This is a genomic window from Duganella radicis (genome assembly GCF_009720825.1).
Classification (GTDB): Bacteria; Pseudomonadota; Gammaproteobacteria; order Burkholderiales; family Burkholderiaceae_D; genus Rugamonas; species Rugamonas radicis.
Map to the genome: position 1 here is coordinate 143,923 of NZ_WNKY01000012.1, position 18,233 is coordinate 162,155.

General features: G+C 64.1%; 14 protein-coding genes. 8 read left to right on the forward strand and 6 right to left on the reverse strand.

Features of this window, described 5'->3' with window-relative positions; translation table 11 throughout:
- The first annotated feature begins 1 nt into the window (after nucleotide 1).
- The 7 genes from GM676_RS13615 (at nucleotide 2) to ahpF (ending at nucleotide 11,976) form a co-directional block, all read left to right on the forward strand.
- On the forward strand, nucleotides 2-2,125 hold the full coding sequence (locus GM676_RS13615; RefSeq protein ID WP_155464140.1) for a M3 family metallopeptidase: 2,124 nt from the start codon (nucleotides 2-4) through the stop codon (nucleotides 2,123-2,125).
- Nucleotides 2,126-2,162: 37 nt separating this feature from the next.
- On the forward strand, nucleotides 2,163-2,438 hold the full coding sequence (locus GM676_RS13620; protein ID WP_155464141.1) for a DUF4404 family protein: 276 nt from the start codon (nucleotides 2,163-2,165) through the stop codon (nucleotides 2,436-2,438).
- A 220-nt stretch (nucleotides 2,439-2,658) separates the two neighbouring features.
- A complete protein-coding gene (locus GM676_RS13625) occupies nucleotides 2,659-5,076 on the forward strand; it encodes a YgiQ family radical SAM protein (protein ID WP_155464142.1) in 2,418 nt (805 codons plus the stop codon).
- Nucleotides 5,077-5,228: 152 nt separating this feature from the next.
- Nucleotides 5,229-6,722, forward strand: coding sequence for an RCC1 domain-containing protein (locus tag GM676_RS13630; protein WP_155464143.1), 1,494 nt, complete (start codon nucleotides 5,229-5,231; stop codon nucleotides 6,720-6,722).
- A gap of 93 nt (nucleotides 6,723-6,815) precedes the next feature.
- Nucleotides 6,816-9,620, forward strand: coding sequence for an EAL domain-containing protein (locus GM676_RS13635; RefSeq protein WP_155464144.1), 2,805 nt, complete (start codon nucleotides 6,816-6,818; stop codon nucleotides 9,618-9,620).
- 86 nt (nucleotides 9,621-9,706) lie between these two features.
- Nucleotides 9,707-10,270 carry an alkyl hydroperoxide reductase subunit C gene (gene ahpC / locus GM676_RS13640; RefSeq protein WP_155464145.1) on the forward strand — a complete coding sequence of 188 codons (564 nt, stop codon included), beginning with the start codon at nucleotides 9,707-9,709 and terminating at the stop codon, nucleotides 10,268-10,270.
- Between the two features lie 107 nt (nucleotides 10,271-10,377).
- Nucleotides 10,378-11,976 carry an alkyl hydroperoxide reductase subunit F gene (gene ahpF / locus GM676_RS13645; RefSeq protein WP_155464146.1) on the forward strand — a complete coding sequence of 533 codons (1,599 nt, stop codon included), beginning with the start codon at nucleotides 10,378-10,380 and terminating at the stop codon, nucleotides 11,974-11,976.
- 52 nt (nucleotides 11,977-12,028) lie between these two features.
- Here the strand turns inward: ahpF and GM676_RS13650 are convergent, their stop codons facing one another.
- A complete protein-coding gene (locus GM676_RS13650) occupies nucleotides 12,029-13,393 on the reverse strand; it encodes an aminotransferase-like domain-containing protein (protein WP_155464147.1) in 1,365 nt (454 codons plus the stop codon).
- A gap of 67 nt (nucleotides 13,394-13,460) precedes the next feature.
- On the opposite strand from GM676_RS13650, the gene GM676_RS13655 reads away from it, so the two are divergent.
- Complete coding sequence (locus tag GM676_RS13655) at nucleotides 13,461-13,694, forward strand: hypothetical protein (protein WP_155464148.1); 234 nt, start codon at nucleotides 13,461-13,463, stop codon at nucleotides 13,692-13,694.
- Nucleotides 13,695-13,716: 22 nt separating this feature from the next.
- Here GM676_RS13655 and GM676_RS13660 read toward each other — a convergent pair whose 3' ends face one another.
- From GM676_RS13660 to GM676_RS13680, 5 genes are all read right to left on the reverse strand, one after another.
- Nucleotides 13,717-14,625: a hypothetical protein gene (locus GM676_RS13660; protein ID WP_155464149.1), complete on the reverse strand. Its 909-nt coding sequence runs from the start codon at nucleotides 14,623-14,625 to the stop codon at nucleotides 13,717-13,719.
- 16 nt (nucleotides 14,626-14,641) lie between these two features.
- Entirely contained in the window at nucleotides 14,642-15,775 is a 1,134-nt protein-coding gene (locus tag GM676_RS13665; RefSeq protein WP_155464150.1) for an AI-2E family transporter, read from the reverse strand.
- Entirely contained in the window at nucleotides 15,772-16,254 is a 483-nt protein-coding gene (locus tag GM676_RS13670) for a cyclic nucleotide-binding domain-containing protein (RefSeq protein ID WP_155464151.1), read from the reverse strand. The genes GM676_RS13665 and GM676_RS13670 overlap by 4 nt, the downstream gene beginning before the upstream one ends.
- Nucleotides 16,255-16,337: 83 nt before the next feature.
- Entirely contained in the window at nucleotides 16,338-16,943 is a 606-nt protein-coding gene (locus tag GM676_RS13675) for an ABC transporter ATP-binding protein (protein WP_155464152.1), read from the reverse strand.
- Nucleotides 16,934-18,061, reverse strand: coding sequence for a hypothetical protein (locus tag GM676_RS13680; RefSeq protein ID WP_155464153.1), 1,128 nt, complete (start codon nucleotides 18,059-18,061; stop codon nucleotides 16,934-16,936). Before GM676_RS13680 ends, GM676_RS13675 begins: the two co-directional genes overlap by 10 nt.
- Nucleotides 18,062-18,233 lie beyond the last annotated feature (172 nt).

Consider the following 18,233-nt stretch of genomic DNA (forward strand, 5'->3'; position numbering starts at 1 on the left):
CATGAACCACACCAACCTCATCATCGCCGCCAGCGTGGCGGCTGTTTTCAGCCTCGCCCACGCGGAACCGGCCTCGCTGCTGCCGGCATCGAACCCGTTCGCCAAGCCAAGCACCCTGCCGTTCGGCTATCCGGCTTTCGACAAGATCAAGAACGAAGACTACGCACCGGCATTTGAAGAAGGCATGCGCCAGCAAGCCGCCGAAATCGACGCCATCGCCAACAACAAGAAGCCGGCCACCTTCGACAACACCATCGTCGCCATGGAAAAAGGCGGCCAGCTGCTGAACCGCGTATCGACCGTGTTCTACAGCCTGTCCGGCGCCAACACCAATGACACCTTCAAGGCGCTGGAGCGCGAGCTGTCGCCCAAGCTGGCGGCACACAACGACGCCATCCGCCTGAACGGCAAGCTGTACGCCCGCATCAAGTCGCTGTACGACAAGCGCGACAAGCTGCACCTGGATGCCGAATCCAAGTACCTGCTGGAACGCTACCACACTGACTTCGTGCGCGCCGGCGCCCAGCTGTCGGATGCCGACAAGGCCAAACTGAAAGCCATGAACGGCGAACTGGCCAAGCTGCAAACCACCTTTGCCCAGAACGTGCTGGAAGAGGCCAACGCCTCGGCGCTGGTGGTCGACACCCGCGAGGAACTGGCCGGCATGTCGGACAAGGCGATCGACGCCGCCGCTGCCGCCGCCAAGGCCAAGGGCATGGACGGCAAATTCCTGATCCCGGTGGTGAACACCACCGGCCAGGCCAATCTGGCCGTGCTGACCAACCGCGCCGTGCGCGAAAAGCTGATGGCGCTGTCGCTGGCGCGCGGCAGCCATGGCGGCAAATTCGACAACACGCAAGTGGTGCTGTCGCTGGTCAAGCTGCGCGCCGAGAAGGCCGCGCTGATGGGCTATCCTAACTATGCCGCCTACGCGCTGGCCGACCAGACCGCGCACGACACCGGGTCCGTCAACAAAATCCTCGCCGAGCTGACCCGCCCCGCGGTGGCCAACGCCAGGAAGGAAGGCGCCGAAATCCAGAAGGTGATCGACAAGGAAAACGGCGGCTTCCAGCTGGCCGCGCAGGACTGGTCCTTCTACAGCGACAAGGTGAAGGCCGAGCGCTTCAACTTCGACGCCAACGAACTGCGTCCGTACTTTGAACTCAACAATGTGCTGACCAACGGCGTGTTCTTTGCGGCGAACAAGGTGTACGGCCTGTCGTTCAAGGAGCGCAAGGACCTGCCGGTGTACAACCCGGACGTGCGCGTGTTCGACGTGTTCGATGCCGATGGCAAACAGCTGGCCATCTTCATCGCCGACTTCTACGCCCGCTCCAACAAGCGCGGCGGCGCCTGGATGAATGCCTACGTGTCGCAATCGTCGCTGATGGGTACCCGTCCGGTGGTGGCGAACCACCTCAACATTCCCAAGCCGAACGACGGCGAGCCGACCCTGCTGACCTACGACGAACTGCGCACCATGTTCCACGAGTTCGGCCACGCGCTGCATGGCATGTTCTCCAACGTGAAATACCCACGCTTCTCCGGCACCCGTGTGCCGCGTGACTACGTCGAGTTCCCGTCGCAGGTCAACGAGATGTGGTCGGTATGGCCGGAAGTATTGGCCAATTACGCCAAACACTACCAGACCGGCGCGCCGATGCCGAAGGAATTGCTGGACAAGGTGATCGCCTCGAAGAAATTCAACGAAGGCTTCCGCACCACCGAGTACCTGGCCGCCTCCATCCTGGACCAGAAATGGCACCAGCTGGGCGTGAACCAGATCCCGACCGACGTGCTGGGCTTCGAGGCCGCCGCGCTGAAAGAGGCCGGCGTCGATTACGCGCCGGTGCCGCCGCGCTACCGCACCACCTACTTCTCGCACACCTTCGCCGGCGGCTATTCGGCCGGCTACTACGGCTACGTGTGGGCCGAGAAGCTGGATGCCGACGCGGTCGAATGGTTCATCGAAAACGGCGGCATGCTGCGCAAGAACGGCGACTACTTCCGCAAAATGCTGCTGTCGAAGGGCGGCACGCTGGACGCGATGCAGATGTACCGCAACTTCCGTGGCCGCGATGCCAAGATCCAACCGCTGCTGGAGCGCCGTGGCCTGACCGAGTAAGATATACTCGAAAGGCCAAAACGACAGGGGACTCACCATGGACGGCAACCTGAAAGCATCGCTCAAGACTCTGCACGCACGGCTGGCGCAAGCCGGCCCGGTGGACGAGGAATTGCAGGAGCTGCTGCTCCAGCTGGACAGCGACATCAAGGCGCTGCTGGAGCGCGGCACCGAGGCGCCGCCCGGTGAGACCTCCACCTATGGCCTGGCCGAGCGCTCGCAGGAGCTGTCGGCCAAGTTCGCCGTCAAGCATCCGCAGCTGGAGCCGGCCTTGCGTGAACTGGGCACCATCCTGTCGAACATGGGTATTTAAAAGGCAATAAAAAACCCGGGGAAGCCAGGTCCCCGGGCGGCCAGTGTTACTTAAACACCGGCGATTGCTGGCAGAAGTGTCCTGCCGCTCCTCCGTTATAGCAAAGATCCACCCCAATTCAATGCGAGACTGACATCATTTCTTGCAAGTGATTGAATAGTAAAAGAAAATTTATTTGGCGGTGAGCGTAGCGCACGCATTTCCGGTACAATACCGCCCCATGAATCCCCCTACCAATTTATTTGCGGCCGTCCCGAAGCGGTCTGCACGCGCTCCCGTTGCGCCTTTCCTGCCGATGTCCCGTCAAGAGATGGACACCCTCGGCTGGGATCAGTGCGATGTCATCCTGGTGACCGGCGACGCCTACATCGACCATCCGAGCTTCGGCATGGCCCTGGTCGGCCGCCTGCTGGAAGCGCAAGGCTACCGCGTCGGCATCATCGCCCAGCCGGACTGGCAATCGGCCGACGCTTTCCGCACGCTCGGCAAGCCGCGCCTGTACTACGGCGTCACCGCCGGCAATATGGACTCCATGGTCAACCGCTACACGGCGGACCGCAAGCCGCGCTCGGACGACGCCTACACGCCAAACGGCGAGCCGAACAAGCGCCCGGACCGCGCGGTGTCGGTGTACGCCCAGCGCTGCCGCGAAGCCTTCCCCGGCACGCCGGTGGTGATCGGCTCGATCGAAGCCTCGCTGCGCCGCATCGCCCACTACGATTACTGGTCGGACAAGGTGCGCCGCTCGGTGCTGTTCGAGTCCAAGGCCGACATGCTGATCTTCGGTAACGCCGAACGCGCGCTGGTCGACCTGACCAAACGCATGGCCGATGGCGAGAACATCAAGACCATCCGCGACCTGCGCGGCACCGCCTTCCTGGTGCCGGCCGGCTGGATGCCGGGCGAGGACTGGGGCGTGCACAATTCCACCCGCGTCGATACGCCGGGCAAGATCGACAAGCACGTCGACCCTTACCTGATGGTCGAACCGAACTCGCCGACCTGCGCCACCAGCAGCGACCCGAACGGCAAGCCGGCCGATGAAGTGAACCCGGCCATGGTCGAGCCGACCAAGGCCGCCGCCGGGCCGGTTTCCGCGCCCGAGCCCGAGCCGATTCCGGCGCCGTCCGAGTACAAGCCGATCCGCATCATGAGCCGCGAGGAACGCCGCGCCATGGAGCTGGAAAAACACCACAAGACCGTGGTGCGCCTGCCGTCGTTTGAAACCGTGTCCAGCGATCCGGTGATGTACGCGCACGCCTCGCGCGTGTTCCACCTGGAATCCAATCCCGGCAACGCGCGCGCGCTGGTGCAGGGCCATGGCGACCGCGACGTGTGGATGAACCCGCCGCCGCTGCCGCTGGCCATGGACGAGATGGACAACGTCTACGACATGAATTACGCCCGCGCCCCGCACCCGAGCTATGGCGACGCCAATATCCCGGCATGGGAAATGATCCGTTTCTCGGTCAACATCATGCGCGGCTGCTTCGGCGGCTGCACCTTCTGCTCGATCACCGAGCACGAAGGCCGCATCATCCAGAGCCGTTCCGAGCCGTCCATCCTGCGCGAGATCGAGCACATCCGCGACAAGACCAAGGGCTTCACCGGCATCATCTCCGACCTGGGCGGCCCGACCGCGAATATGTACCGCCTGTCCTGCAAGGACAAGGAAATCGAGCAGACCTGCCGCCGCCTGTCGTGCGTGTATCCGTCGATCTGCGTCAACCTGGGCACCAACCACAATCCGCTGATCAAGCTGTACCGCCGCGCCCGTGAAATCCCGGGCGTGAAGAAAATCCTGATCCAGTCCGGCCTGCGCTACGACCTGGCGGTGCGTTCGCCCGAATACGTCAAGGAGCTGGTGACCCACCACGTCGGCGGCCTGCTGAAGATCGCGCCCGAGCACACCGAATCCAATGTGCTGAGCAAGATGATGAAGCCGGGCATCGGCGCCTACGACGAGTTCAAGGCCCTGTTCGAGAAGTATTCGCTGGAAGCGGGCAAGAAGCAGTACCTGATTCCGTACTTCATCGCCGCCCACCCGGGCGCCACCGACGAGGACATGCTGAATCTGGCGCTGTGGCTGAAGAAGAACAATTTCCGCCTCGACCAAGTGCAGACCTTCATGCCGACGCCGATGGCCATGGCCAGCGCCATGTACCACTCGCGCCGCAATCCGCTGCACAAGGTCACCGAGGATTCGGAGGAAGTGTTCACGCCGCGCAGCCTCAAGCAGCGCCAGGCGCACAAGGCCTTCCTGCGCTACTACGATCCGAAGAACTGGCCTATCCTGCGCGAAGCCTTGCGCAACATGGGCCGGGGCGACCTGATCGGCACCGGCGAGCGTCACCTGATTCCGCCGTACACGCCGGGCGAGGAGAACTTCAAGGCCTCACAGGGCAAGCGCGCGATGCCGATGCTGGCGCCGGGCGCGGACAGGCGCGGCGGCAAGGGCCTGCCGATGGCGGGCGGACGGGGCAAGGCCAACGCCCTGACCGGCTCGCTGACCGCGCGCCAGACGGTGGAAACCAAGGCCAAGCCATCGATCCTGGACACCATCAAGATCAAGAAGGCGCCGGCGCCCGCCAAGGGCGGCAATCCGGGCCGGGCGGCGGCGCCACGCGGCCGGAAGTAAAGAAGTTGAGATCGACGTTCTCAGGGGAAATGTTGTAAATTTCCTTATCCGCGCAAATGCGTGGATAATTCAGGTCTGCTTGGGCGATGCGCCGCGGCGGCGCGCGGTTACACTAGCCGCTCAGCAGACCTTATTCTGTGAACTGGAAGATCATGAAAAACTTTAAATTCTCATCTTTGTTGCTGGCCCCGCTGTTTGCCGTGCTGGCGGCGTGCGGCGGCGGTGGCGGCAGCAGTAACAGCGGCTCGACCAACACCACGCCGACCCTGAAAAGCATCGCCATCACCATCGGCTCGACCACCATCCCGGTCAGCACCTTCCAGGACGCGACCGCCACTGGCACGTATTCGGACGGCAGCACCAAGACCCTGACCGTGGCCGGCGGCCTGGCCTGGGCCACCAAGAGCGGCGGCAGCGCCGTGGCCACCGTGGCCAGCGCCACCGGCCGCGTGACCGGCATCGCGGTCGGCTCGGAAACCATCACCGCCACCCAGGACAGCGTGGTGGGCTCGGTCACCATCGCCGTGACGGCGCCCTGGACCCAGGTGTCGGCCGGCGGCTTCCAGACCATCGCCCGCCGCGCCGACGGCAAGCTGTACGCCTGGGGCCAGAACAACTGGGGCCAGCTGGGCGATAACAGCAACCTGGCCCGCAACGCTCCGGTCGCGGTCAACAACGGCGCCGGCACCACCGCCTGGAAACAGGTGGCGGTGGGCGACCAGTTCGCGGTCGGCATCCGCGCCGGCACCGGCAGCACCACCACCGGCGGCACCATGTGGGCCTGGGGCCTGAACAACAACGGCCAGCTGGGCCAGAAAAACCTGATCAACTCCTCGGTGCCGAAACAGGTCGGCACCGACGCCACCTGGGTATCGGTCTCGGCCGGCAAGTACCACGTGCTGGCCCTGAAGGCCGACGGCACGCTGTGGGCCTGGGGCCGCAACAGCGAAGGCCAGCTGGGCGACACCACCCTGCTGGGCCGCCAGGAACCGGTCAAGGTGGGCGGCACCGACAAGACCAACACCGCCGTGTGGATCGGGTTTGCCGCCGGCGGCACCCACTCGATGGGCATCCAGAAGGATGGCACGCTGTGGACCTGGGGCGACAACACCAACGGCCAGCTGGGCAACGCCACCAGCGGCTCGACCCCGGTCTCGACCCCGGCCAAGATCGGCACCGCCACCTATAACCTGGTGTCGGCCGGCGCCAGCCACTCGATGGCGATCGCCACCACCGGCACCCTGTGGGGCTGGGGCGGCAACAGCAACGGCCAGCTGGGCAACAACACCACCGGCGGCACCGTGACCGCGCCACGCCAGATCAGCCCGGACTCGGACTGGAACCTGGTCTCGGCCGGCGGCCTGCACACCCTGGCGGTGCGCAAGGACGGCACGCTGTGGGCCTGGGGCGCCAACCTCGACGGCCAGCTGGGCGACGGCACCGGCACCGACGACGCGATTTCGCCACGCCAGATCGGCCTGGACCGCACCTGGGTGGCGATCAGCGCTGGCGACGGCCACAGCACCGGCCTGAAGGCCGACAACTCGCTGTGGACCTGGGGCCGCAATACTGACGGCCAGCTGGGCAACGGCAAGAACCTCAATTCCTCGATCCCGGTGAACATTCCTAACCCGACACCAAACTAAGCGGTTTTTTTTCCGCAACAACGGACGGCAGGCGTCAGCCTGGCCGTCCGTTGCTTTTTGTACGGGCGGGATGGCTTACGTTACACTAGAGCCATGCGCTCCCGCTCCTTCCTCCTTGCCAGCTTGTGCGCCGCCGCTGCCTTGTGGTTGGCCGCGGGCCCCGCCATGGCGCTGGAAAAAGTCACCTTGCAGCTCAAGTACGGGCACCAGTTCCAGTTTGCCGGCTACTATGCGGCGCAGGAGCTGGGTTATTACAAGGAAGCCGGGCTGGATGTGCGCATCCTGGAGGGACAGGACGGCGATGCGCCCGAGCGCGACGTGGTGGCCGGCAAGGCGCAATACGCCACCGGCAGCAGCAGCCTGCTGCTGGCGCGGCTAGCCGGCAAGCCGGTGGTGGTGCTGGCGGTGATCTTTCAGCATTCGCCGTATGCGCTGGCGATGGGCCAGACCGGCGGCGATCCGGACATCCGCCGCCTGATCGGCAAGCGCGCCATGATCGGCCTGTCGACCGACCGCCTCAGCAACGCCGATGAATTGCTGGCCTACCTGGCCAAGGAAGGCGTGCCGGCCAGCAGCTTCCAGCGCGTGGACCACAGCTTCAACCCGCAAGACCTGATCAGCGGCAAGGTCGACGCGATGGCGATCTACACCACCAACGAGCCGGACACCTTCGACCGGCTGGGCTTCCCCTACGATATCTACAGCCCGCGCGCGGTCGGCATCGATTTCTATGGCGACAACCTGTTCACCAGCGAGCAGGAGATTGCCAACCATCCTGAGCGGGTGCGAGCCTTCCGTGCCGCCAGCATGCGCGGCTGGCAATGGGCCATGAGCCACCACGAGGAAGCGGCCGATCTCATCCTCAACAAATATACGCGCCGCGCCGACCGCCAGCATCTGCTGTACGAGGCGCGGCAAATGGTGCCGCTGGTGCAGCCGGTGCTGGTGGAGATCGGCTACATGAATCCGGACCGCTGGCAACATATCGCCGACGTCTACGCCAGCTTGGGGATGCTGCCCAAGCGCGCCAGCTTCGACGGTTTCATGTACCGCGTCGACAACAGCCGCGGCAACCGCCTGTGGCTGTACCGTGTGCTGGGCGCGGCCGCGCTGGTGCTGGTGCTGGGGGCGGCCATCCATTTCAGTCTGCTGGCGCGCGAGCGCAAGCGCGCGCTGGAAGCCATCCGTCAGGGCGAGCAGCGCTTCCGCACCATGTTCGAGGCGGCGCCGGTGGGCATCGCCCTGATCGATTCGGTGACCTACGAGTACAGCGATATCAATGCGCGCTACCAGGAGATTCTGGGCCGCACCCAGCAGGAATTGCGCGCCATCCGCTGGCTGGAGGTCGGCCATCCGGACGATGTGGTGCCGATCAGGGCGCAAATGGCCTTGCTGACCACACGGCAGATCAGCAGCTTCAAGGCGCTCAGCCGGCTGTTCAAGCCGGATGGCAGCGTGGCCTGGATCGAGGTCTCGGTCAACGCCATCGATGCCGAGGCCGGCAACCATCCGCATCATTTGTGCATGATCGAGGATGTCACCGCCAAGAAGCAGAGCGAGGCGCTGATCTGGCAGCAGGCCAATTTCGACACCCTGACCCATCTGCCCAACCGCCGCATGTTCCTCGACCGGCTGGCGCACGACATGCTCAAGAGCCAGCGCGACCGCTCGCGCATCGCCCTGCTGTTCATCGATCTCGACCACTTCAAGGAAGTCAACGACACGCTGGGCCACCAGCAGGGCGACGTGTTGCTGGTGGACGCGGCGCGCCGCATCAGCGCCTGCGTGCGCAAGTCGGACACGGTGGCGCGGCTGGGCGGCGACGAGTTCACCGTGATTTTGTGCGAGCTGGAGAGCACCGAGCGTGTCGAGCGCATCGCCCAGGACATCCTGACCCGGCTGTTGCAGCCGTTCGAGCTGGGGGCGGAGCAGGCCTTCGTGTCGGCCAGCATCGGCATCACCCTGTACCCGGACGATGCGCTGGACGTCGACAACCTGCTCAAGCACGCCGACCAGGCCATGTACGCGGCCAAGGGCGCCGGCCGCAACCGCTACAGTTATTTCACCCCGACCTTGCAGGTGGCGGCGCTCAGCCGCATGCGCCTGACCAACGACTTGCGCAACGCGCTCAAGGGCGAGCAGTTCGAGCTGTACTTCCAGCCCATCGTGCATCTGGACAGCGGCGCCATCCACAAGGCCGAGGCGCTGATCCGCTGGAACCATCCGCAGCGCGGCGTGGTGAGCCCGATGGAATTCATTCCGCTGGCCGAGTCCAGCGGCCTGATCGTCGAGATCGGCGCCTGGGTGTTCCGCGAATCGGCGCGCTGGGTGCGGCGCTGGCGGCAGGAGGTGCATCCGGACTTCCAGGTCAGCTTGAACCAGTCGCCGCTGGAATTCCAGCGCGAGGGCCTGTCCTATGAATGCTGGCTGGCGCACCTGCAATCGCTGGCGTTGCCGGGCCAGTCGCTGGTGGTGGAAATCACTGAAGGCTTGCTGCTGGACGCCAGCAATTCGGTCAGTAACCGCCTGCTGCAACTGCGCGACGCCGGCATCCAGGTGGCGCTGGACGACTTCGGCACCGGCTATTCCTCGCTGTCCTACCTGAAAAAATTCGACATCGACTACCTGAAAATCGACCGCTCCTTCACCCGCAACCTGGCGCCCGACTCCAGCGACATGGCGCTGTCGGAAGCCATCATCGTCATGGCGCACAAGCTGGACCTGAAAGTCATCGCCGAAGGGGTGGAAACGCCGGAACAGCGCGACTTGCTGGCCGCCGCCGGCTGCGACTACGGCCAGGGCTACCTGTTCGCCAAACCCATGCCCGCCGCCCAGTTCGATGCTTTCCTGCGAGATAATGCTATCCCGTTTGCAGCATCGATAGTCAAATCCAATTGAAACTATTGGAACAATCAATTTTGCAAATAGGGTAAAAGCCCTTAAACTGGCGTCTCAATGATTCACAACCCAACGAGGAAACCACAATGTCCCTGATCAATACCCAAATCAAACCATTCAAGGCCACCGCATACCACGCAGGTAAATTCATCGACGTGAGCGACGAGTCCCTGAAAGGCAAGTGGTCCGTTCTGATGTTCTACCCAGCCGACTTCACCTTCGTGTGCCCAACCGAACTGGAAGACCTGGCCGAGCAACAACCTGAATTCGCCAAGCTGGGCGTGGAAGTGTACGGCGTGTCGACCGACACCCACTTCGCGCACAAAGCATGGCACGACACCTCGGACGCCATCAAGAAAGTGAACTACCCGCTGATCGGCGACCCAACCGGCACCCTGTCGCGTAACTTCCAGGTGATGATCGAAGAAGAAGGCCTGGCCCTGCGCGGCACCTTCGTGATCAATCCGGAAGGCTTCATCAAAGTGCTGGAAGTGCACGACAACGGCATCGGCCGCGACGCCACCGAACTGCTGCGCAAAGTAAAAGCCGCCAAGTACGTTGCAGAGCACCCAGGCCAAGTCTGCCCAGCCAAATGGACCGAGGGTGCAGCCACCCTGACCCCATCGCTGGACCTGGTTGGCAAGATCTAAGTTCGGCTTAGCTTGAGCAACAAAGCAGCAAACAAGTAGTTACCGCGATGCCGGACCGGGCGTCCGGCCCGGCATACGCCTAAATATTTGTGAAAAGGAAGAAAATCATGTTGGACGCTACCCTCAAAACCCAGTTGAAAGCCTACCTGGAGAAAGTGGTTCAGCCACTTGAGCTGGTCGTTTCTCTCGATGACAGCGCCAAAGCCCGTGAGATGAAAGAACTGCTCCTCGAAATCAGCGAGTTGAGCGACAAGATCTCGCTGGTGGAGCGCACCGAAGCTGGCGTGCGTACCCCGTCGTTCAGCATCAACCGTGCAGGCACCGAGATTGGCGTGCGTTTCGCCGCCATTCCAATGGGCCACGAATTCACCTCGCTGGTGCTGGCGCTGCTGCAAGTCGGCGGCCACACCATCAAATTTGACCAAGCCGTTATCGAACAGATCCGCAATCTGGAAGGCGATTACGCGTTCGAAACCTTCATGTCGCTGACCTGCCATAACTGCCCGGACGTGGTGCAGGCGCTGAATGCCATGTCGGTGATTAACCCGCGCATCAAAGTCACCACCATCGACGGCGGCCTGTTCGCCAGGGAAGTGGAAGAGCGCCAGATCCTGGCGGTGCCGATGATGTTCCTGAACGGTGAGCACTTCGGCCAGGGCCGCACCTCGGTCGAGGAAATCCTCGCCAAGCTGGACACCAACGCCGGCGTGCGCCAGGCAGCGGAGATCAGCAAGAAAGACGTGTTCGATGTGCTGGTGGTCGGCGGCGGTCCCGCCGGCGCGGCGGCCGCCATCTACGCCGCCCGCAAAGGCATCCGCACCGGCGTGCTGGCCGAGCGTTTCGGCGGCCAGGTGCTGGACACCCTGGCGATCGAGAACTTCATTTCGGTGAAAGAGACCGAAGGCCCGAAATTCGCTGTCGCGCTGGAACAGCACGTCAAGGAATACGAAGTCGACATCATGAACACCCAGCGCGCCAGCAAGCTGGTGCCGCTTGGTAAAGTGGTGGAAGTGCAGACCGCCTCCGGCGCCGTGCTGAAAGCCAAGTCGGTGATTCTGGCGACCGGCGCCCGCTGGCGCGAGATCAACGTGCCGGGCGAGAAGGAATACCGCAACCACGGCGTGGCCTACTGCCCGCACTGCGACGGTCCGCTGTTCAAGGGCAAGCGCGTGTCGGTGATCGGCGGCGGTAACTCCGGCGTGGAAGCGGCGATCGACCTGGCCGGCCTGGTCAAGCACGTGACCCTGATCGAATTCGGCGCCGAACTGCGCGCTGACGCCGTGCTGCAACGCAAGCTGCGCAGCCTGCCGAACGTCACCGTGATCACCTCGGCCCAAACCACCGAGATCCACGGCGACGGCAAGAAAGTGACCGGCCTGAGCTACACCGACCGCAACACCAATGTGTCGCACCAGGTCGAGCTGGAAGGCGTGTTCGTGCAGATCGGCCTGGTGCCAAACACCGAGTGGCTGAAAGGCACGGTGGCCCTGTCGCGTCACGGCGAGATCGAAGTCGACGCCCGTGGCCAGACCTCGGTGCCAGGCGTGTTTGCCGCCGGCGACGTCACCACGGTGCCGTACAAGCAAATCATCATCGCCACCGGCGAAGGTGCGAAAGCGGCCCTGTCCGCCTTCGACCACCTGATCCGCTCGGACGATGAAGAAACCGTCGACGAATCGGCCGCCAAGCAAGCGCTGACCGCTTAAGCTCGCCTCCCGTCATCAAAGCCCCGGCGCTGGAAACAGCCCCGGGGCTTTGTTATTCTGGCCGCTGTGCAAGCAGATGGGATAGCCGTTGCAGACCCGCCTGCAAGCGGCCACGGTCCTGGATGCTGCCCAGGGAGATGCGGATGGCATTCATGGCGGCGCTGCCGGTTGCGAAGGCTTCGGCCGGCGTCACGGCGATGCCTTCGCTGCCGGCCGCGTGTGCGAGCTGGGCGGACTTCCAATACGCCGGCAACTCCAGCCATACATGCAGGCCGTCTCCGGCGCCGCTGTAGCGGCCCGCCAGAATATCCCGGGCCATGCGGTGGCGCAGCCGGGCCTCCTTGCGCACGCCTGCCATCAAGCTGCTCGCCGAACCGTCCAGTATCCACTGCGTGGCCAGCGCGGCCGACAGCGGCGCCGCCATCAGCGCGAATGATCTGAGCGCGGCCAGGAAGCGTTCGCGTTCCTGCGGGTCGCGGATCAGCACGAAGGCCACCCGCAAGCCGGGCGTCAGGCATTTCGACAGGGTGGCGAGGTAGATCACCTGTTCCGGTGCCAGGCTGGCGATAGTTGGCGGCGGGGCGTCGGCCAGCAGCCAGTAGGGATCGTCCTCGACGATGCGTACCTGGCAGTGCCTGGCGATGCTGGCGAGTTCCTTGCGCCGGCTTTCCGGCATGGTGATGGCGGTCGGGTTCTGCAAGGTCGGATTGAGGTAGACCAGTCCGGGCTGGTGCTGGCGGCAGGCTTGCGCAAGCATCTCGGGAATCATGCCGTGCTGGTCCGCTTCCACCGCAACCAGGCGCCGGCCGAATTGGGTGGCGGCGGCACGCAAGCCGGGATAGGTCATTGGCTCTGCCAGGATGACATCGCCAGGCTCCGTCAGCGCCAGGATTAAGGCGGCGATTGCCGCCTGCGCGCCCGGGCAGACCAGTACCTGCGATGCCTCCAGCTGCCCCAGCATCGGCGCCAGCCATAGGGCGCCGGCCTGGCGGTCGGCATCGCTTCCGCCCGCCAGGTGGTAAGTCATCAGCGATGCATTGTCTGCCCTCATCAGTACTTGCGACAGGCCTTGTTTCAACATGTCGTCGAAGTCCACGCCATCCGGCGGTGGCGGGGTATTCATGCTCAGATCAAGGATGGCGTTCAATTCAACTTTGGGCGCCGCGACATAAGTGCCTCGCGCACCGCGCCCTTCCAGCAAGTTGCGGCGCCGGGCTTCGTCGTAGGCGCGCGTGACCGTTGTCAGATCGACGTCCAGCTGTGCCGCCAGCTGGCGCTGCGGCGGCAGGCGGTCGCCCGGTTTCAGCGAGCCGTCCGCCACCGCCGCCTGCAAGGCGTCCGCGATCTGCAAGAAACGCGGCCCGCCTTGCATGGCCAATCGCGGCGACCAGCCTTGTATGGATTTCAACTGGGACATTTTGTCTCAATGTATGGAAATTGTTTTTAAGTAGTATGCATCAAGGAATAATCTGGAAGCACTCAAAATGATCGAATGGATACCGGTAATCTTCGTTGCGTTCAAGGCGCTTGTGCTGGTCACGGGCATGTTCTATGCCGTCAAGTGGCATTACGACCAGGGGAAGAAGGGCAAGCCGCAGCGGGCGGTGCTGCGCGCGAGCGGCCAGGTGGCCGCGATCTTCGTGCTATCGTTGCTGGGCCTCGGACTGGTCACCTTCGCCTTGGTCAGGATGCTGGGCATGGACTTGACCTTCCCATGACGCCGCAGCCGATGCGGGTTCTTCAGTAGAAGCGTATTCCCGGCCTCAGCAAGAGCTGGAATACGAGAAGCAAGCTCAGGACCGCGACCAGCGGCGCTGCGAGGGATCCAACCACGGCACGCTTGCCGACGGCCTTGCCGGAGGAGCGCCAGGCGCCAGCCTGGATCCACACCACGCCGACCACGCTGACCACCACCGGCACCAGCAGCACTTCGATCCACTCACGCGGTATGCGGAACAAGACGATGAGCGGCAACGCCAACAATGCCGGCAAGGTGGCCGACCCGAACACAAAACGTTGCCGTTCTGTCGCGCTCGCGGCCAGGGCCGGGCCGCCGCACTGGTCAAGCAGCAGGCGACCGAGCCGGGCGGCAGCCAGCGGAATGAGCGCCAGCGCGGCCTGGGCAGCGAGCGTTTTGCTGGTCGTGCCGAGACCGAAATAGGCCATCGCCATGCCGATATCGCTTTGGTCGCTGAGGGCGCCAATCACGATCTGAGGCAGCGCCATGAACACGCCGCTGTAAGCCATCCAGAATAAAAACAGGCGTTGCGCCGCGGACCGGCCAACGCCTCTTCCGAGCAACATCGCGCAAAGGCCACCGCTCAGCAAGGTTGCCAGCGCGCCGCTTCCCTGGAACAGGCTGGCCAGTGGGTTGGCGCCCTCCCAGCTGTGATTGTTGTGAAACAGCGTCGGCCGCAACCCCGGCGTAAAGGCCTTGGGCAATACCAGAAACAGCTCCTGGATGAAAAACGTGAGATTGAAAGCCACCGCATACATCAGCACCGACATCAGCGTCAGTTCCCACGGCTTGATCCGGGCCGAGGCAGGTGATGCGCCAGATGCTGGCGACCGCCCCGCCAAGGCAAGTGATAAGGGGCCTGCGAAAACGATCAGTATGGCGGCGATGCCGATCAGGCTTCCACTTGTCATTGCGCTCCCTCTTGAGTTATTCCCAGGACGTCAGGTCGTAGCTGGCTTGCCTGGCGCGTAGTTCCATGGCGTTGCGGTGGCGCGCGCGCAGGCGCGGGTCGGTGATCAGGCGGCCCAGCGTTTCGCCGACGACCATCACCACGCCCAGCAGCGGCAGCACCAGCATCAGGCCCGCCACGCCGGCCACCGAGCCGCCGATGAAGATCATCAGCACGGTGATCAGCGGATGGATGTGCAGGCTGCGGCCCAGGGTCAATGGCATGAAGACGAAGTCGTCCAGCAGGCGCACCATGATGAACACGCCGATGGCCAGATAGGCCACCGAGGGATCGGCCGGCGCATCGGTCGAGGCCACCATCACCACCAGCACGCAGCCGACTATGGAGCCCACATACGGCACCCACGCCAGCACCGCCGAAATCAAGCCCAGCACCAGCGGCGAGGACACGCCGATCGCCCACAGGCCAAACGCCAGCACCACGGTGTCGAGCATGGTCAGGCGGATCAGGCCCTGGAAGTAGCGGTGCGCGGTCTGGTCGACTTCGTGCAGCAGGCACAGGGTGCGTTCAAAGAAGGCGTTCGGCACGGCGCGCGCCAGGAATTTTTTGAAGCGCAGGCCGTCGCGCAAAAAGAAGAAGGTCAGGAATGGCGCCAGCAGCAGCGACGGCAGCCACTCCACCACCGACACCAGAATGTCGGTCAGGTGCGATTGCAGGAAGTCGCCGGTGTATTCGGTCATGCGCTGATTGATGGTGTCGGCCAGCTGCACCTGATGCAGGATGGGGAACTGTTCCTCCAGCGCCACCAGCGTGTGACGCACGAACTCCAGCCCGCCCGCCAGGTAGATGCCCAGCATGTCCTGCCACGAGGTGGTGGGCGAGGTTTTCCAGAACACGGCCGCCACCACCGCCAGCGTGACGATCAGCACGAACACGGCGCCTACCAGCAGCGTGGCGCCGTTCTGGCTGAAGCCCATGCGCACCAGCCGCTGCGCCGGCGGTTGCAGGATGTAGTACAGCACGATGCCCAGCAGGAAGGGGATGGCCAGGAACAGCATCTGCTGGAGCAGGAACAGCAGCACGCAGGTGGCGGCGATGATGCCGCTCCACACCACCGGCCCGCCGCGCTGTTGGGAGGGCAGCAGGTTCATAGGGCCTCGATCTGCGGCTTGCCGGTCATCCAGTCGCGCAGGCGGCGGCCGATGTGGCGCGCCAGGGCCAGCGAGATTTTGTAGCCGATCACGGGGTCGGTTTCCATCAGGCCCATGAAGTCGGCGCGGAAGAACACCGCCAGTTCGCAGTTTTCCAGCGCGCGCGTCTGCGCGTTGCGCGGCGAATTGTCCAGCAGCGCCAGGTCGCCGAAGAAGGAACCGGCCGACAGTTCGGCCACCACTTCGCGTCCCGCGCCCAGCTGGCGGCTGATGATGACGCGGCCCGACATCACCAGGTACAGGGCCTGGCCTTCCTCGCCTTCGTCAAAGATGATTTCGTCGGTCAGGTAGCGGCGTTCGTGCATCAGGCCGTCGACGATTTTCAGTTCGAGCGGGGTCAGCGACGAGAACAGGGCCGAATCTTTCAGGCGCAGCAGGCGCGGCGACAGCTCGGGCGATTTGAGAAAACCGAAAATCAAGGGAACTCCAGGGACGGAAACAGGGACAGTGCCTGTTATTGTCGCCGGTTTTGCCCCGCCGCTGCATGTTTGTTGTTAAGAAATCACAGTTGCACGGTGCTTAGCAGCGGCAAGGCCGGCTCGACGTGGCTGGTCAGCAGGATGCACTGGCGCGCCAGCCGCTCCGGCGCCGACAGTTGCTGGCGCAGGTAGGCTACCGCGTCGGCGTCGAGCCCGTTGAAGGGCTCGTCGATCAGCAGCAGGCCGACCGGCAGCGACAGGGCCAGCGCCAGCTGCATTTTCTTGTGCTGGCCGAGCGAGAGCGTGGTGACTGGCTGGTCCAGCGTCGGCAGCAAGTGGAAGGCGGCCAGTTCGGCGTTGAGGCGCTCGGCATCGGCGCCGGCGTACAGGGCGATGTGCATGTCCAGCACTTCGCGCACGGTCAGCCAGGGCAGTTGGGGCGTGTCGCCGCCGCAGTAGTAGCAGTGCAGGCGGTAGGTCAGCGGCTGGGCGTGGATTTCGATGTCGTCCAGCCAGATCTTGCCGCTGTGCGGACTGAGCGCGCCGCCGGCCAGTTTCAGCAGGGTGGTCTTGCCGGCGCCGTTTTCACCGCGCAGCCAGGTGATGCCGTTGCCCAGCGTGAGGTTGAATTGCTTGAACAGCGGGTGGCTGGCGTATTCGAAGGTGAGTTGTTCGATTCTTAGTTCCATAATTCGCTTCCAATGGCGGTCAGGATGACGATGGCGCCGATCACCAGGCCGACGCGGCCGCGCACGCTCAGGCGGCGCAGGGCCACCACGGCGACTTGGGCGGTGGCGGCGAAGCACAGCCAGACGGTGGCGACGGTGTGGCTGTAGCCGGCGGAGGCGCGGCCCAGCGTCAGCAGGGCGAACCAGCCGAGCACGCACAGGCCGGGCAGCAGGGTGAAGCCGATGGCGAGGCGGTACAGGTGTTCGGCGCGCAGCGGCCATTGCGCGGAGACCGGGCGCAGCAGGGCGATCTGTTCAGTCACGGCCTTGTCGCCGCGGTCGGTCAGCAGCATGGTGAACAGGGCGGCGCAGGCGCCCCACAGCGCCGGCGGCACCAGCGGCGGATGCCACAGCCAGACAGCGATGCTGGCCAGCGCCCCGGCCAGCAGCAGCGTTTGCTGCACACCGACGACGTTCTCGGAACGCCAGAACGGCAGCCAGAACAGCTGCCGCCAATAGTAAGCCAGCGCGAGAAGGCCGCGGCCGGGCGTCGTGGCGGCGATGCGGCGCGCCGTGGCGGAGGGCGCATAGGCGGTGGCGGCGGGGCGGGCGCGGGCCGGCTTGCGGGCTGCGGGTGTGCGGCTGCGGTGGGCCAGCGTCAGCGTCGAGAGCAGCCAGGCCAGCAGCAGCGAGGCCACGGTCAGCGCCACGGCTTGCACGTCGACGGGACGCAACCAGTCCGGCCACTGGTGCAGCCAGATCGCGGCGGAGACAGCATAAGCCGCGCTCAGCGGCCCGACGATCATGCCGGCGACGACGGCATCCGCGCCCCAACGGCTGCGCGCCGCAATGGGCAAGGGCCTGCTCCACGCCAGCACATCGGATGGCAGCAAGCGCTTGCGCAGCAGCCACACCGGTGCGCTGACCAGCAAGGTTTGGCCGCCAAACAAGCCCAGTGCCTCAGGCCACGGCTGGGTGGCGGCAAACATGCCAGGCAGCGCGATCACCGCCAGCAATCCCACCAGCACCGTGCCGAAGCCCAGCAAAATATATTCAAGCGAACTCTGGAGGCTGCGGGCAAATTGCAGCAGCGCGTGCCGCGCCAGCCGGATGCGGAAGTGAAGATAGGAATTTTTCATTGCCAATCAGCTTACATCGCATTTCTGAATTGAAAATGAAAAGCAGTGACTAGTCCTGGAATAAGTTGACGGGTAACCGCCTTTTTCGTTACCCGTTAATTAAGCTCCAGCAAAGACGCCCGATGAACTTCATCGGGCGTTTTGTATTGTAGAGCTGCATGTAGCCGCTTGG

Bases quoted from the DNA above. Each gene is read 5' to 3' on its own strand.
- GM676_RS13675 (WP_155464152.1), bottom strand. From the start codon at position 16,943: ATGGAACTAAGAATCGAACAACTCACCTTCGAATACGCCAGCCACCCG.
- GM676_RS13660 (WP_155464149.1), bottom strand. From the start codon at position 14,625: ATGACAAGTGGAAGCCTGATCGGCATCGCCGCCATACTGATCGTTTTC.
- GM676_RS13665 (WP_155464150.1), bottom strand. From the start codon at position 15,775: ATGAACCTGCTGCCCTCCCAACAGCGCGGCGGGCCGGTGGTGTGGAGC.
- GM676_RS13620 (WP_155464141.1), top strand. From the start codon at position 2,163: ATGGACGGCAACCTGAAAGCATCGCTCAAGACTCTGCACGCACGGCTG.
- GM676_RS13680 (WP_155464153.1), bottom strand. From the start codon at position 18,061: ATGAAAAATTCCTATCTTCACTTCCGCATCCGGCTGGCGCGGCACGCG.
- GM676_RS13650 (WP_155464147.1), bottom strand. From the start codon at position 13,393: ATGTCCCAGTTGAAATCCATACAAGGCTGGTCGCCGCGATTGGCCATG.
- GM676_RS13635 (WP_155464144.1), top strand. From the start codon at position 6,816: ATGCGCTCCCGCTCCTTCCTCCTTGCCAGCTTGTGCGCCGCCGCTGCC.
- GM676_RS13625 (WP_155464142.1), top strand. From the start codon at position 2,659: ATGAATCCCCCTACCAATTTATTTGCGGCCGTCCCGAAGCGGTCTGCA.
- ahpF (WP_155464146.1), top strand. From the start codon at position 10,378: ATGTTGGACGCTACCCTCAAAACCCAGTTGAAAGCCTACCTGGAGAAA.
- GM676_RS13630 (WP_155464143.1), top strand. From the start codon at position 5,229: ATGAAAAACTTTAAATTCTCATCTTTGTTGCTGGCCCCGCTGTTTGCC.
- ahpC (WP_155464145.1), top strand. From the start codon at position 9,707: ATGTCCCTGATCAATACCCAAATCAAACCATTCAAGGCCACCGCATAC.
- GM676_RS13615 (WP_155464140.1), top strand. From the start codon at position 2: ATGAACCACACCAACCTCATCATCGCCGCCAGCGTGGCGGCTGTTTTC.
- GM676_RS13655 (WP_155464148.1), top strand. From the start codon at position 13,461: ATGATCGAATGGATACCGGTAATCTTCGTTGCGTTCAAGGCGCTTGTG.